Origin of the sequence: Yersinia alsatica, assembly GCF_025133195.1 — a bacterium.
Classification (GTDB): domain Bacteria; phylum Pseudomonadota; class Gammaproteobacteria; order Enterobacterales; family Enterobacteriaceae; genus Yersinia; species Yersinia alsatica.
The window spans coordinates 1,731,129-1,744,783 of the sequence record NZ_CP104006.1; the positions used below are offsets into that span (position 1 = coordinate 1,731,129).

Consider the following 13,655-nt stretch of genomic DNA (forward strand, 5'->3'; position numbering starts at 1 on the left):
AAACTATGCTTGATATATATATATTTATTTGCATTATATTTTATGTTGTTCTTGGGCTATGTGTTGGTAGTTTTTTAAATGTCATCATTTATCGCCTTCCTATTATGCTATCCAGTTCTACATCAAATGAAATAGATAGCGTTAGTCATAGCGGATGTCATAAGTCTAGGCATGAATTTAACTTGTGCTTTCCAAATTCATTCTGCCCACATTGCTATTGTTCTATCCCATTAAAATATAATATACCTTTATTGGGGTGGCTATTTTTACGCGGTACTAGCCAATGTTGCCGTAGGAAAATAAATCCTCGTTACGTCATTATAGAGATTCTTACTGCCCTGTTAACTCTTGCGGTAAGTCGTTTTTATCAGGATGATTACGTGATGGTTGCCAGCCTAGTGTTAATTTGGGGGCTGATTACCTTAACTTTTATCGATCTTGATTGTTATCTACTCCCTGATAATATTACATTGCCATTATTGTGGGTTGGCCTACTTATCAATATAAATGACACTTTTTCACCTCTGCCTTTCTCAGTTATTGGTGCTGTAGTAGGTTACATATTCTTATGGTTGCCGTATTTCTTATTTAAGATTTTCAAAGGTATTGATGGCATGGGGCATGGTGACTTCAAATTGATGGCTGCGCTAGGGGCTTGGTTCGGTGTAGCTGCAATACCCTGTCTAATATTACTATCTTCCTGCCTGGGTATTATAAGTTACATCACTATCTATTATTTTTTTAACAAAAAAGTGAAATATATCGCATTTGGTCCATATATTGCTTTGTCCGGTGGTATCTATCTGTTCTTTGGTGAACAAATTACTCTCTCATTCTATTAATAAAACCACTTAGCGTATTTTTAAGCTCATTACATTTAATATCCTGCTCTACCTTATGTGCTTTTATTTCTTCGTATCTGGCTTGGGTTTTATTTGATATTGTTATATAAAACTCAGATGATAATGTAAGATTGTCTTTTTTTATCATTCTTACTGCACTATTAACTATTTCGTCTTCATTTGCTAGTCCTTCAATATGACATATTTCCTTTAAAAAGCGCATGCTCGATGTTAATGCGGTTATTTGCTCTATTGTATTTTTTTCGATAAAACTGTTTTTATTGTTTAATTGACACCCAAAAATAATTGGCGTGATAAATAGCATTGCCTTTATCTTTTTTACTCTCATATATCCTCTAGAGTTGTTTTTATTTAATTAGATATTTTACAAATCATATCTTATAAGCAAGGTTTTGATAATGGTCATTTTTTGTTACTAACCTATGTTTATTGGTAGACTTCCTCCTTAATGGCTGATGATTTTTATTTGCTGTTGATTTTTTATAATATATATAATTTTTGGTTTTGCTCATGCTTTCTAACTAAGGATAGATAATATTATTTCTGTTAGATTCTAATGGTGATGTTCATAAATGTGAGAGCTAAAATGGATGAAATAGCCATTGGGGATATTGTGTTTTTCCCACAAAAAAGGACTCTGGATAAAGGAGGGCGTACTTTAAAAATAAGAAATAAAGAGTCTGAAGTATTGCTCTTTCTATGCAATCATTATCCTGCTGCTCTTTCTCGTGAGGAAATAGAGCAAAAGGTATGGGAAGGGAGCTATGTAACAGATAATACACTAACGCAAACTATCAGCAATTTGCGTCATGCTTTAGATGATAAGGGGCATGAGTTAGTGATGACTATCCCTAAAAAAGGCTATTGCCTTGGTGTTAAACCTAAGTTTGTATTAAATGATCCTTCATGCAATTTATCACTTCCTAATAAAAATTTGTCAGATGATTTAGAAAATGAAACTATCACTACCACTTCTAAGTCTATTGGCTTCATTTATAAAGTCACTATGTTATTGGCTTTTTTCCTTTTCTTGTTTTTTTCATTCAAAGTGACTTCATATTATTATCAAGTGAGAGTCGTAGATACCGGAGAATTACCCATATTGGTTAACCTGGATGAAATGCATGATAAAGCGTTTTTGTCTGTTTACAATAAAGCACCTTATGTTTTTTTGAAGAAACAAAAAAATGGAGAATACACGGTCTGTAAACAGCAAGCGGGTGGGTTAACATGCGAAAGAAAATAATTAACCTCATGTTGTTAAGTGTTTTTTTAGGATTAATGTTAGGATACGGTACAGGGCGAAGCTATTATTCTATTCATCCTATGAGTGATATTGAAGGCTACTGGGAGGTTAATTATAACTTTAATCATTTAGACGAAAATTATCATGTTTACTCTAGAGTTAGTATTATAAATAGAGAAATAAATTCATCAGCCGATGTTTACGACGATGCCAGTAATATAAAAGCTAGGCGTAATATTGTTTTCACTGCTGTCGATGTGAATAAAAATATTTTTGTCGGTAAAGTATTGTCTTTATCAATAGTCAACAAAGAAGATCGTTATTTATATGATTTTTTAAATACGCCTTATTCTGTGAGCCATCCTATATTTTATAAATTGAACAAAAATACTATCTTGATGGAGCAGTCTCAAGGGCATCCTGTTAACAATTTACGTCTGTTAACTCGTATTGAGATATAAGCTCTCTTACTGGTGGTTATAAGTGAATTTTTCCGCATTAATTGATGCTTTATTAAGCTATAGGAGTTATTTGTATATTGAAATACATTTGTCATATTTAATCGCTAATGTTGATATCTCAATCATAGCCAAGTGTAAAGACAATGTTTCCTCGTGTTGATTTTTCTGTTATGAAATTCATATCTCATGTTAAAGCTATATGCTCATTTACCAATGGAAAATTCGGTATATTGTCTGGTCTTATCCTAGTCATTAGTCTTTTCTCGCTACTACAACTATTTTCTATCGGCTTCCTGTCCCATATATTGGATAGTACCAAAGTTAATGTTGAGAAAGCACATCAGAGCCATCAGCAAGAAGTATTAATGGACCGGGCCAGAATGGAGTTATTAATCGCCAGCGATAAACTCAATCGAGCAGGGATCTATTATATGGAAGATAAAGAGACCGGCTCTGAAGGAAGCTGGCATAGCCTTTTAAGTGAAGCTTTACAGTCTTTGCAGCACTCACAAGATGATTATCATCAATTGGTGCGGCTTTCTGCTCAAGATACGCGTCCAGAGTTCGTTGCACTCAAGGCGAGTTATCAGCAGTTGTATCAGGGATTAACTGAAATTGGGCAAGGACTGGAAAAAAATAACAGTATCGATGTTTTTTTTGAAGTCCCTATTCAAGGTTTTCAGAGTGATTTTACTGAAAAGTATTACGCTTATTTGCAGGCAAGTGAAAACAACCGCACAGTCATGGATGCTCAGTTACTTTCTTCACTCTCCTCAGCGAAGCAAGCCGTTATTATCGCCTTAGTGATATTACTGGGTCTGGCTTTCTCTGTTTGGCTGGGGGTTACTCGCTGGGTTATTAGGCCATTAAATTATCTTATTTCGCAAATACACGTTATTGCCGCGGGTGATTTATCACGTCAAATTGGCCACAATGCGTTTACCAGCCGTGAAGTTCATCAACTGGCTGGCAGTATAAGCCAGATGCAACAAGGATTAGTGGCATTGGTCAGTCAGGTACGTGGTGGTGTCGAGGTTATTTTGGCCGGGGTTAATCAAATCGCCGCTGACAGCCATCGTATTTCTGAACAAACCCAGTCGCAGACTCAATCACTGGCGGCCACCACACAGAACATGAACCAGCTTACTGCCCGTGTGAAACAGAATTCACTGAGCGCAGATCAGGCTAATCATTTAGCAAATGAAGCAAAAGATATCGCCAGCCACGGCGGAGATATGATGTCTCGGGTGGTAAATTCAATGGCTGATATCTCTACCGGCTCGCAAGAGATAGCCGAAATTATCACATTGATAGAATCAGTCGCCTTTCAAACCAATATCTTGGCGTTAAACGCCGCTGTCGAGGCTGCTCACGCGGGTGAACATGGACGCGGGTTTTCCGTGGTAGCGCGCGAAGTTGGGATGCTAGCCCATCAAAGTGGTAATTCTGCTCTGAACATTAAGCGGCTTATCGATAACTCAGCTAAATATATATCTGCTGGGGCTGGTTTAGTGGGGCGTTCTGGAGATAACTTACGCGCAATTATTGATGCGGTCGTTAAAGTAACTGATTTAATGGCAGAAATATCTGCCGCCTCACATGACCAAAGTCAGGGAATTGAGGATATTTCTGTGCGGGTAGGGATGATTAATGAGGTCACAAAATTGAATGCTGAGTTAGTTGAACAATCGACTCGCGCATCTGAAGTGTTACAGCAGCAAATTTTCCAACTTAATCAGTCGGTGGCCCGTTTCTGCTTACCTGGTACTGCGCGACCTCCCCAAGATATTCATGAGGAGGTCTTTGTCAGTGTTTAACCAGCCATGCTATTTTCTAAAAAACTACGCCAGCCTGATGGATCTCCGTAATATTCGCTTGCTGGCAGGGTAGTCATTTTTCCCTGTTTATCTTGCAATACCAATGTGGGAAACCCGTGCCCATGCACTTTTGCCAGTAATGCGCGGCTTTGTGCAATGTGCTGACTGGATGTTATTAGTGCAGCATTGAAGGCAGCAATAAATGCCTTAGGATCCAAGCCAATATCGGCAGCAAGTTCTGTTAATACTGGCGTATCGGCAATACGACGGCCTTCGACATAGTGAGCTTGCTGGATGCGATGGAGCATGGTGACGCCACGCCCAGCCAGCTCTTCAGCTGCCAGAATAGCGGCAATCGGTGGCGTGGAGTCCATAATGGCTGAAGTATCATTCAGCAAGCCATTATAATAGCCGTCACCAAAAGTTTGCCCGGTTAACTGAGCAATGCGTTGGTCATGCGGCATGACATAGCCACGCCATTGGCTGTCTATCTGACGCCGATTTGCTCCAGACATCATCCCGCCACCATGTAATACCAATATCAGGTCAGGAATATCTTGCGCAGCTTGTATGAGTGGCGCTGCGCCATAACACCAACCACATAATGGATCAAAAATGTAATGTAACGTACTGCTGGACATCGTGTTTTCCTCAGTTTTTTCCTGACCGGATAATCTGTATTACTTTATTTTTGTGGCTGCTACTGCGGCCACTTCATTTCGTTTTTTAGCACTTTGGCGCTCAATTCCAAGCTGGACTCATCTTTCAGCTCTGGGTAATGTTTTTTCATGGCAGCAATCAGTTCAGCGGAGTCTTTTGCTTTAGGAATCTCTGCATTCAACGTCGTTAAATAGTTTTGAGTAAAAGTAACTGAAGCCAATGTTTGTGGTGCATTGTCCAGAAAATGTCCCGGCACCACAGTGGCAGGTTTTAATGCCTTGATTTTTTCCAGCGTCGTCAGCCAGTGTTGGCGCGATTCTGGTGTTTGGGTATCGGCTACCCATAAATGGATATTACCGGAGACCGCAACCCCACCAACAACGGCTTTTAGTGAAGGGACCCAGACAAATGTCTTCTCTGGTGATGGGCCATCCAAGCCTTCAACTTCGATTTTCTGTCCATCAATAGTAAAGCTCTTGCCTTGCAGTTCTTGCGGAACAATCACGCGATCTGGGGCATTCTCCTTCAAGATTGGGCCCCAATAAGCCATTTTCCCATCTTTAGTCGCTTTAATTTCTTCAATAGTTTGTGGGGTTGCGATGACTTTAGCTTGTGGGAATGCGCGAGTAATGACATCCAGGCCAAAATAAAAATCAGGGTCCGCCTGACTGATATAAATAGTGGTCAGTTTTTTACCGCTTTGCTGGATTTTCTTCACCAAAGCTTCGGCATCATTACGTTGGAACTGCGCATCAATCAGCGCCACTTCAGTTTTACCACTGATGATTTCTGATGATACTGGGAAGATACTTTTTTCACCGGGATTGTAGACTTCCATTTTCAACTGTTCAGCGGCGCTAGCCGTTGATACTGCTGAGAAAGTTGCCAAACCGGCAAAGGTCATTTGTAAAAGTGTTTTAGTGAACATGTTTGTTTTCCTGACAGTGACTGGGTATGGGGTAGATAATAGATTGCATGAATCGATAGAAAAACCTGATAATAGGCAATTGTTTGTTGCTTAAATCGAGCTAATCATGGATAGAATCACCGCCGCTGAAGTCTTTGTCGCCATTGTTGAACGCGGCAGTATGATTGCCGCCGCTGATGCTTTAGAGATGTCACGGGCAATGGTGACGCGCTATCTGGCTCAGATGGAGCAGTGGGCGGGGGCGCGTTTATTGCACCGAACAACCCGTAAACTGAGTTTGACCCATGCCGGTGAAGCGACGCTCGAGCGTTGTCGCCGTATGCTTGAGTTTGCCCAAGATATGGATTTGGTTGAGGGGCAGGAAGATGAAGAGTTGCGCGGATTATTGCGTATCAGTTGCTCTCAGTCTCTGGGGCAAAGCGCATTGGCAATTGCCGTGACGGAGTATTTGCGCCGCTATCCGCAGGTTGCCGTTGATTTACAAATGAATAATCGCACGGTTAATCTGGTGGAAGAGCGTATTGATTTGGCATTGCGTATCACCAATGACTTAGACCCTAACCTGATCGCCCGCCCGCTTGCCACCTGTCATTCCGTAGTTTGTGCTGCACCAAGCTATCTCTCCACCAAGGGAACACCCAAAGATCCCCATGATCTGGCGGTACATAACTGCCTGACATACTCCTATTTCGGCAAAAGTTTATGGCATTTCGACCAGCAGGGTGTGAAATCATCCGTCGCCGTTGGGGGGAATTTAAGTGCTAATGAATCGGTAGTTTTGCTCAGTGGAGCGCTAGAGGGGGCCGGTATTACTTTGCAGCCCAGCTACTCCGCCGCACCCTATATTGCCAGTGGCGAACTTATAAAGTTATTACCTGATTATCAGCCTCAAGCGATGGGTATTTATGGTATCTATACTTCCCGGCGGCAAATGCCAGCGACGTTGCGCACGATGTTGGATTATTTGGTGGAGTGGTTTGCCAGCCATCCCCTGCCTTAAACCCTGCCTACTTGAAGCTGCAACTGCGTTAGCTGCATTCATTCACCCGAATCACTTACTTACTGTAAGCTCATCGGGATTCATTCGTTTGCTGCCTTGCTGCAACTCCAATTAGTTTGGGTTTATCTTTCTGCCTACTTGAAGTTGTAGCGGTGTTAGCGGCTCTCACTCCCCCGAATCACTGACTTGAGTCAGCTCATCGGGATGAGTTCGCTGGCTGCCTAGCTACAACTCCAATTAGTTTGGGTTTATCTTTCTGCCTACTTGAAGCCGCAACTGCGTCAGCTGCATTCATTCACCCGAATCACTTACTTACTGTAAGCTCATCGGGATTCATTCGTTTGCTGCCTTGCTGCAACTCCAATTAGTTTGGGTTTATCTTTCTGCCTACTTGAAGCTGTTATGGTGCCGTTACATTCTCAAACATATTTTTATTATTAATGGTGCGCCTAAATCATTTTTTATTTCATTAGGTTATCGCTTAAATGAAGATAGTGTTACTTATCAGGCTAGTTATAACTCTGTTCATTACTAGTTATTATTCATCAACTCATGCTATTTCTAGCGGGTAAGTTTCGACATTAAATAATTATAAATAATAGGGTTATTGCTGGTTGACTCGGCAATTAGTCCCATTTTTTTTGCCTCTTTTCTACTCACTACAGTGTGCTAGTTAATTAATTATGACTGGCAATCATTTGATCTGCCTGTTACCTAAATGGGCCGATATTGTCTGACTGGGAGCTTGTATTATGCCTGTTGCATTGCTGGCATTGGCACTAAGTGCTTTTGCTATTGGTACCACCGAATTTGTTATTATGGGATTACTGCCTCAAGTGGCGGGTGATTTACAAATCACTATTCCTACCGCCGGTTGGTTAATCAGTGGCTACGCGCTGGGAGTGGCGATTGGCGCGCCTATCATGGCGGTGCTAACCGCCAAATTGCCACGTAGAAAAACATTATTGCTATTAATGGTGATATTTATCATCGGCAATTTAATGTGTGCGTTGGCCTACAGCTATGATTTCCTGATGTTGGCGAGGGTCATTACCGCGCTGTGTCATGGAGCATTCTTTGGTATTGGTGCCGTGGTGGCAGCTAATCTGGTTGCGCCAAATCGTCGTGCTTCTGCGGTGGCGTTGATGTTCACCGGCCTGACACTGGCCAATGTGCTGGGTGTGCCGCTGGGAACCGCTCTAGGGCAGGCTTTCGGCTGGCGCTCCACATTCTGGGTGGTTGCGGTGATTGGCCTGTTTTCACTGGCGGCACTTTACAGCAAGCTGCCTTCTTCTCAACAGGAAGCCCCTACCGAGCTACGTAAAGAGATTGCTGCCCTGCGCGGTGGTGGTATCTGGTTATCTTTGTCGATGACGGTCTTTTTTGCCGCCGCCATGTTTGCCCTCTTTACTTATATCGCACCGATTCTGACCGAAGTGACCCAGGTATCTGAGCATGGCGTCAGTTGGACCTTGCTATTGATGGGCGTGGGGTTGACCTTGGGGAATATTGTTGGCGGGCGGCTGGCCGATTGGCGTTTGCCGGTTAGCCTTACCATGACCTTCTTGCTGATCGCGCTATTCTCCGCCCTATTTAGTTGGACAAGTCACTCATTATTAGCGGCGGAAGTGACACTGTTTTTGTGGTCTGCTGCGGCATTCTCCGCAGTGCCTGCATTGCAAATCAACGTGGTGACTTACGGCAAGAAAGCCCCTAACTTAGTCTCGACTCTGAATATTGCGGCTTTTAACGTTGGTAATGCATTAGGTGCCTGGGTGGGGGGCGTGGTGATTACCCAGGGATTAGGACTGACGGCAGTGCCACTGGCTGCCGCCGGACTGGCTGTTATTGGTTTGCTGCTGTGCCTGTTTACTTTCTCTCGGGCACAGGGCAGCAAGGTCAAAGCAGTTTAGTGAGATAAAAAAGATCAATAGGGTGGGGCAATCACCGCGGTGAGACGTTGCTGGAAGGTGATTGCCTGCTGTTTTAAGTGCTCAATAAATGTATCGACCAAAGTTGATGATGGGCGGTGCATTGGTTTTATCAAGCTAACAGTAAAAGGGATTTCCACACTAAATGGTCGGACACAAACACCTTCACCAGCCCCTTTGCTGATGTAATCCAATGCGGTTAATGGGTTAACAATAGAGACCCCGACACCTTCCCGTACCATGGCGCAAACTGATGCCGCGCTATGAGTTTCCAGCACCAATCGCCGATTAATCCCTTGTTCGGTAAACAGATTGTCCAGCAATTGACGATAACTGTCGGTGACTGACAAGCTGATAAAATTCTCGCCTTGAAAATCTTGCGGTGTCAGCACCGCTTTATGTTGCAACGGATGGTCATTGGGCAATACGCAAACTTCATTCACCGTCATCAATGTATGACGCACCGTACCTGCTGGGGTTTGGGTATTCTCCGTCAAACCCAGATCGTGGCGCTGAGCCGAGAGCCACTCTTCTAATAGTGGCGATTCCTGCGGGATAACACTTAGGCTGACTTCTGGATAGCGATCAATAAAAGGTCTGCATACACTGGGCAGTAATGATTGAGAAAACACCGGCAAACAGGCAATAGAAAGCTGTGCATGTTGGAATTGGCGAATCCCCTCGGCGGCCTGTTTGATGCGATCAAGCCCGTAATAAGAGCGCTGTACCTCTTCAAATAAACGCAAACCTTGTACGGTGGGGTAAAGACGACCACGTACACGGTCAAACAGTTTGAGTTGGACCAATTGCTCAAAGCGGGCCAGCTCACGACTGACGGTGGGTTGTGATGTTTGCAGCAATAAAGCCGCTTCGGTGAGATTTCCAGTGGTCATCACTGCATGGAAAATTTCGATTTGGCGTAAGGAAATGGCGGGCATTATTGTGCTCCAGCAGTGGTGACCGAATAATCTAACCCATATCATAAATGAATAGACTATGGGTAAATAGATATTTTCCAAGCAGGTACTGAATTGCTAATAATTGACCTATCAGCGAAATCCTTTCCTTCGCCCCATATTCTGATGACTCATTATTAGGAAAAACCTATGCCACGTGCGCTTAACGACATCTCTTCGGCACTGACTGCTCAAAATCTGATTGCCTTGCCTGAGCGTTTTGGCTGCCCGGTGTGGGCCTATGATGGTGATATTATCACGCAGAAAATCAATCAATTGCGTAGTTTTGATGTCATTCGTTTTGCGCAGAAAGCGTGCTCGAATATTCATATTTTACGTTTGATGCGCGACCAAGGGGTCAAGGTTGACTCGGTCTCCTTGGGCGAGATTGAGCGCGCATTACAGGCCGGTTTCCAACCGGGGCAGGAGCCTGCTGAGATTGTTTTCACTGCGGACTTACTTGATCAGGCGACATTATTGCGGGTGACAGAATTAAACATTCCGGTGAATGCCGGTTCAATCGACATGCTGGATCAGTTGGGCCAGCATGCACCCGGTCATCCGGTTTGGTTGCGGGTCAATCCGGGTTTTGGGCACGGGCATAGCCAGAAAACCAATACCGGCGGTGAAAACAGCAAACACGGTATCTGGCACGAGGATCTACCTCAGGCTATCAAAAAAATTGAGCAATACGGTTTGACGCTAATAGGTATTCATATGCACATTGGTTCTGGTGTTGATTATCAGCATCTGGAACAAGTCTGTGATGCCATGGTGCAGCAGGTTATTGATCTTGGGCAGGATATCAGTGCTATTTCTGCCGGTGGCGGGTTGTCGATCCCCTACCAATTTGGTGATGATGAGATTGATACCGAGCATTATTACGGCTTATGGAATAGCGCCAGAGAGCGGATCGCGGCGCATTTGGGCCATCCGGTCAGTCTTGAAATTGAACCGGGGCGCTTCTTGGTGGCGGAATCTGGTGTGCTAATTGCTCAGGTTCGTGCGGTGAAAGATATGGGCCGTCGGCACTATGTTTTGGTCGATGCTGGTTTTAACGATCTCATGCGCCCAGCGTTGTACGGTAGCTATCACCATATTTCATTGTTACCGGCGGATGGGCGTTCACTGGTTGCCGAGCCATTAATTGAAACTGTGGTGGCAGGGCCGCTGTGTGAGTCAGGCGATGTGTTTACCCAAGAAGCGGGCGGAGGGTTGGAGACTCGTGCACTGCCAGCCGCCAAAATTGGCGATTATTTAGTTTTCCACGATACCGGAGCCTATGGCGCATCAATGTCTTCAAACTACAACAGCCGGCCATTATTACCGGAAGTGCTGTTTGAGCAGGGGCAACCGCGTTTGATCCGCCGTCGGCAAACTATCGAAGAATTGATTGCATTAGAGCAGTTTTAATTTTTTATCTGGTTTATCAGCAAGATGATCCAGTCTAATTGACCGATAGCTCGCTTATTAGTGTCAATAGAATAATGTGAGGCTATGAGTCCGCGGGGCTTTAATACCTTTTTTAGCGGTAATATGGCCCCGGCACCACAGATTCTCGTAGTTTCAGCTCGCCGGTAAAGGGAGTCAGTGGCGACACTTTTTTCCCCGCAATCAATCTCAGAGCTTGCGTAATCGCGGCTTCAATCATGGCATCAATAGGAAGATAAACTGTTGAGAGCGAAGGTTGTAAGTAAGGTGCGGTTGGCTCGTCATCAAAGCCAAATAACGAAACATCTTCCGGCAGCTTTTTCCCCGCCAGACTGAGGGCTTTCATCGCCCCAATAGCCATATCATCATTATAGATAAACAGGGCGCTGAACTTAATATTGCGCGCCAATAAGGTTTGGCAACCTTTATAGCCATCAGGCACGCCGTTCTCGCCGTGGGCAATCAATTCATCATTGAGAGCAATACCGTGATGGGTTAATGCTTGCTGATAACCGGCAAGGCGTGCTTGTGCCGTGGCGGTGGCAATGGGCCCGGTGATGCAGGCAATATCGCGATGCCCTTGTTCAATCAGATAGTTAACCGCGTTGAATGCCGCTTGCTGCTGTTCAAAGAACACGCAATGCTCGCGCGCTTGCGGCAAATCGCGGTTAATCACCATCAATGGGGTGGGCACCTTGCCGAGCAGCTGCATTAAATCTGCTTCAGACATTGAACGCGTATAAAGAATAATGGCGTCACAACGGCGGTCGGCCAGCAGTTGAACAGCTTGCTGTTCACCTTCCGGTGTATCATGCCCATCAGTCACAATCAGATGTTTGCCACTGGCTTCAATCAGTTTTGCAGCCTGATGGAGCAGGCGGCCAAAATAGGGGCCTTCAAAGTTGGAAACCACTAAGCCGATGCTGTTGGAGCTTCGGTTCGCCAGTGATTGAGCCAAGAAATTTGGGCGATAACCCAACTCATCCATAGCTTTAAACACCGCTTTGCGGGTGCTTTCCTTAACCTGCCCGGTGCCATTAAGCACCCGGGATACCGTGGCCTTGGACACTCCTGCGCGCAAAGAGACATCCAACATGGTAATCATCAATTGTAGACCTCTGGCTGGGGGTGGATCTTGGGGCGTAACTGCCGGATATAGCGGCAGTTTAGCATAGCGCGGATCGGTTGTTATTCTTTGTTATTGGCCGGTTTTAATCATCACTCAAGGTTTGCGGGCTGGCGACTGAATGGCGGCGTACCAATGTCGGGCTGAACATATTTGTGACTTCCGGCAGGGGCGTTTTATTGGCCAGCGCCAATGCCAACTCTGCCGCTTGTGTGGCCATCGCGACAACCGGATAACGGATCGTGGTCAGCCGAGGGCGAAGATAACGCGAGATCAACACATCATCAAAACCGATCAGTGAAATTTCCTGTGGTACGTCGATGCTGTTGTCACTGAGCACGGATAATGCCCCAGCAGCCATCGGATCGTTATAGCAGGTGACGGCCGTGAAATGCTTGCCGCGGCCAAGTAAGTCAGTCATGGCGTGTTCGCCACCGATTTCATCTGGCGTACCGTAGGAAACTAAGCGGTCATCGACCGGGATACCAAACTCTTGTAATGCATCCAGATAGCCCTGTAGCCGATCCGCGGCGTCTGAAATTTCATGATTGGAGCAAATAATTGCGATCCGTTTGTGCCCCTGCTGGATGAGATGGCGGGTTGCCAACCAAGCACCATAGCGGTCATCAAGCGCCACACAGCGCGTTTCAAAACCGGGTAACGTGCGATTAATCAACACCATACCGGGGATTTGTTGCATTAATGATGTTAATTCTTCATCAGATAATTTTTTGGCATGGACCACCAAAGCGGCACAGCGATGACGAATAAGTTGTTCGATAGCCTGACGTTCTTTCTCTGCATCATGGTAACCGTTACCAATCAATAGAAAATTACCCGTGGCATAAGCCACTTGTTCAACGGCTTTGACCATTGAGCCAAAGAAGGGGTCTGATACATCAGAAACAATCATGCCAACCGTTTCGGTTGATTGCTGAGCCAGCGCCCGCGCATTGGCATTTGGGTGATATTGCAGCTGCTCCATGGCGTTGGATACCGCCTGTCGTGATGCTTCACTGGCCTTGGGCGAATTATTGATAACACGAGATACCGTTGCGACGGAAACACCCGCCAGCTTGGCAACATCCTTAATAGTGGCCATTTTTCTTCCAGAGATTTTCAGGGTAATCGCTTACATCACTCAGTTTTGCGGAAAACAGAGCGGTCCGCAAGGGGGGATGATCGCAACTTGATGAGAAAAAATCAAAGAACATGAAAATAGGAATAATACCTGTG

Annotated in this window: 13 protein-coding genes; 7 read left to right on the plus strand and 6 right to left on the minus strand. The window is 44.8% G+C overall.

What is annotated here, in order from left to right:
- Positions 1-5: 5 nt before the first annotated feature.
- Positions 6-842 carry a prepilin peptidase gene (locus N0H69_RS07575; RefSeq protein WP_050152257.1) on the plus strand — a complete coding sequence of 279 codons (837 nt, stop codon included), beginning with the start codon at positions 6-8 and terminating at the stop codon, positions 840-842.
- Here the strand turns inward: N0H69_RS07575 and gspS are convergent.
- Complete coding sequence (gene gspS / locus N0H69_RS07580) at positions 823-1,191, minus strand: type II secretion system pilot lipoprotein GspS (RefSeq protein WP_050152256.1); 369 nt, start codon at positions 1,189-1,191, stop codon at positions 823-825. The two genes, N0H69_RS07575 and gspS, sit on opposite strands and share 20 nt — an antisense overlap.
- Positions 1,192-1,449: 258 nt before the next feature.
- On the opposite strand from gspS, the gene N0H69_RS07585 reads away from it, so the two are divergent.
- The 3 genes from N0H69_RS07585 (at position 1,450) to N0H69_RS07595 (ending at position 4,387) form a co-directional block, all read left to right on the plus strand.
- Positions 1,450-2,109, plus strand: coding sequence for a winged helix-turn-helix domain-containing protein (locus tag N0H69_RS07585; protein WP_050109899.1), 660 nt, complete (start codon positions 1,450-1,452; stop codon positions 2,107-2,109).
- Positions 2,094-2,570: a hypothetical protein gene (locus tag N0H69_RS07590; protein WP_050152255.1), complete on the plus strand. Its 477-nt coding sequence runs from the start codon at positions 2,094-2,096 to the stop codon at positions 2,568-2,570. Before N0H69_RS07585 ends, N0H69_RS07590 begins: the two co-directional genes overlap by 16 nt.
- A 170-nt stretch (positions 2,571-2,740) precedes the next feature.
- The gene (locus tag N0H69_RS07595; protein ID WP_080994266.1) at positions 2,741-4,387 is read left to right on the plus strand and encodes a methyl-accepting chemotaxis protein; all 1,647 of its coding nucleotides are present in this window, start codon (positions 2,741-2,743) and stop codon (positions 4,385-4,387) included.
- Here N0H69_RS07595 and N0H69_RS07600 read toward each other — a convergent pair.
- Both N0H69_RS07600 and N0H69_RS07605 read right to left on the minus strand, forming a co-directional pair.
- Complete coding sequence (locus N0H69_RS07600; RefSeq protein WP_050135927.1) at positions 4,384-5,028, minus strand: DsbA family protein; 645 nt, start codon at positions 5,026-5,028, stop codon at positions 4,384-4,386. The two genes, N0H69_RS07595 and N0H69_RS07600, sit on opposite strands and share 4 nt — an antisense overlap.
- A 59-nt stretch (positions 5,029-5,087) precedes the next feature.
- Positions 5,088-5,975 (minus strand): MBL fold metallo-hydrolase, encoded by an 888-nt coding sequence (locus N0H69_RS07605; RefSeq protein WP_050152253.1) that lies wholly within the window; start codon positions 5,973-5,975, stop codon positions 5,088-5,090.
- A gap of 106 nt (positions 5,976-6,081) precedes the next feature.
- On the opposite strand from N0H69_RS07605, the gene N0H69_RS07610 reads away from it, so the two are divergent.
- Both N0H69_RS07610 and N0H69_RS07615 read left to right on the plus strand, forming a co-directional pair.
- Positions 6,082-6,975, plus strand: coding sequence for a LysR family transcriptional regulator (locus N0H69_RS07610; protein WP_050124008.1), 894 nt, complete (start codon positions 6,082-6,084; stop codon positions 6,973-6,975).
- Positions 6,976-7,727: 752 nt separating this feature from the next.
- Entirely contained in the window at positions 7,728-8,888 is a 1,161-nt protein-coding gene (locus N0H69_RS07615) for an MFS transporter (RefSeq protein ID WP_050109961.1), read from the plus strand.
- A gap of 14 nt (positions 8,889-8,902) precedes the next feature.
- Here N0H69_RS07615 and N0H69_RS07620 read toward each other — a convergent pair whose 3' ends face one another.
- Positions 8,903-9,844, minus strand: coding sequence for a LysR family transcriptional regulator (locus N0H69_RS07620; RefSeq protein ID WP_050109960.1), 942 nt, complete (start codon positions 9,842-9,844; stop codon positions 8,903-8,905).
- A gap of 168 nt (positions 9,845-10,012) precedes the next feature.
- On the opposite strand from N0H69_RS07620, the gene lysA reads away from it, so the two are divergent.
- Positions 10,013-11,275: a diaminopimelate decarboxylase gene (lysA, locus tag N0H69_RS07625; RefSeq protein ID WP_050109959.1), complete on the plus strand. Its 1,263-nt coding sequence runs from the start codon at positions 10,013-10,015 to the stop codon at positions 11,273-11,275.
- 112 nt (positions 11,276-11,387) lie between these two features.
- Here lysA and N0H69_RS07630 read toward each other — a convergent pair whose 3' ends face one another.
- Together N0H69_RS07630 and galR are read right to left on the minus strand one after the other, a co-directional pair.
- Complete coding sequence (locus tag N0H69_RS07630) at positions 11,388-12,398, minus strand: LacI family DNA-binding transcriptional regulator (RefSeq protein WP_050124012.1); 1,011 nt, start codon at positions 12,396-12,398, stop codon at positions 11,388-11,390.
- 106 nt (positions 12,399-12,504) lie between these two features.
- Positions 12,505-13,521: an HTH-type transcriptional regulator GalR gene (galR, locus tag N0H69_RS07635; protein ID WP_050109957.1), complete on the minus strand. Its 1,017-nt coding sequence runs from the start codon at positions 13,519-13,521 to the stop codon at positions 12,505-12,507.
- Positions 13,522-13,655: the final 134 nt, after the last annotated feature.

Excerpts from the sequence above, each read along its gene's own strand:
- N0H69_RS07620 (WP_050109960.1), bottom strand. The coding sequence starts at position 9,844 with ATGCCCGCCATTTCCTTACGCCAAATCGAAATTTTCCATGCAGTGATG.
- N0H69_RS07590 (WP_050152255.1), top strand. The coding sequence starts at position 2,094 with ATGCGAAAGAAAATAATTAACCTCATGTTGTTAAGTGTTTTTTTAGGA.
- N0H69_RS07585 (WP_050109899.1), top strand. The coding sequence starts at position 1,450 with ATGGATGAAATAGCCATTGGGGATATTGTGTTTTTCCCACAAAAAAGG.
- galR (WP_050109957.1), bottom strand. The coding sequence starts at position 13,521 with ATGGCCACTATTAAGGATGTTGCCAAGCTGGCGGGTGTTTCCGTCGCA.
- lysA (WP_050109959.1), top strand. The coding sequence starts at position 10,013 with ATGCCACGTGCGCTTAACGACATCTCTTCGGCACTGACTGCTCAAAAT.
- N0H69_RS07600 (WP_050135927.1), bottom strand. The coding sequence starts at position 5,028 with ATGTCCAGCAGTACGTTACATTACATTTTTGATCCATTATGTGGTTGG.
- N0H69_RS07610 (WP_050124008.1), top strand. The coding sequence starts at position 6,082 with ATGGATAGAATCACCGCCGCTGAAGTCTTTGTCGCCATTGTTGAACGC.
- N0H69_RS07595 (WP_080994266.1), top strand. The coding sequence starts at position 2,741 with ATGAAATTCATATCTCATGTTAAAGCTATATGCTCATTTACCAATGGA.
- N0H69_RS07605 (WP_050152253.1), bottom strand. The coding sequence starts at position 5,975 with ATGTTCACTAAAACACTTTTACAAATGACCTTTGCCGGTTTGGCAACT.
- gspS (WP_050152256.1), bottom strand. The coding sequence starts at position 1,191 with ATGAGAGTAAAAAAGATAAAGGCAATGCTATTTATCACGCCAATTATT.
- N0H69_RS07615 (WP_050109961.1), top strand. The coding sequence starts at position 7,728 with ATGCCTGTTGCATTGCTGGCATTGGCACTAAGTGCTTTTGCTATTGGT.
- N0H69_RS07575 (WP_050152257.1), top strand. The coding sequence starts at position 6 with ATGCTTGATATATATATATTTATTTGCATTATATTTTATGTTGTTCTT.
- N0H69_RS07630 (WP_050124012.1), bottom strand. The coding sequence starts at position 12,398 with ATGATTACCATGTTGGATGTCTCTTTGCGCGCAGGAGTGTCCAAGGCC.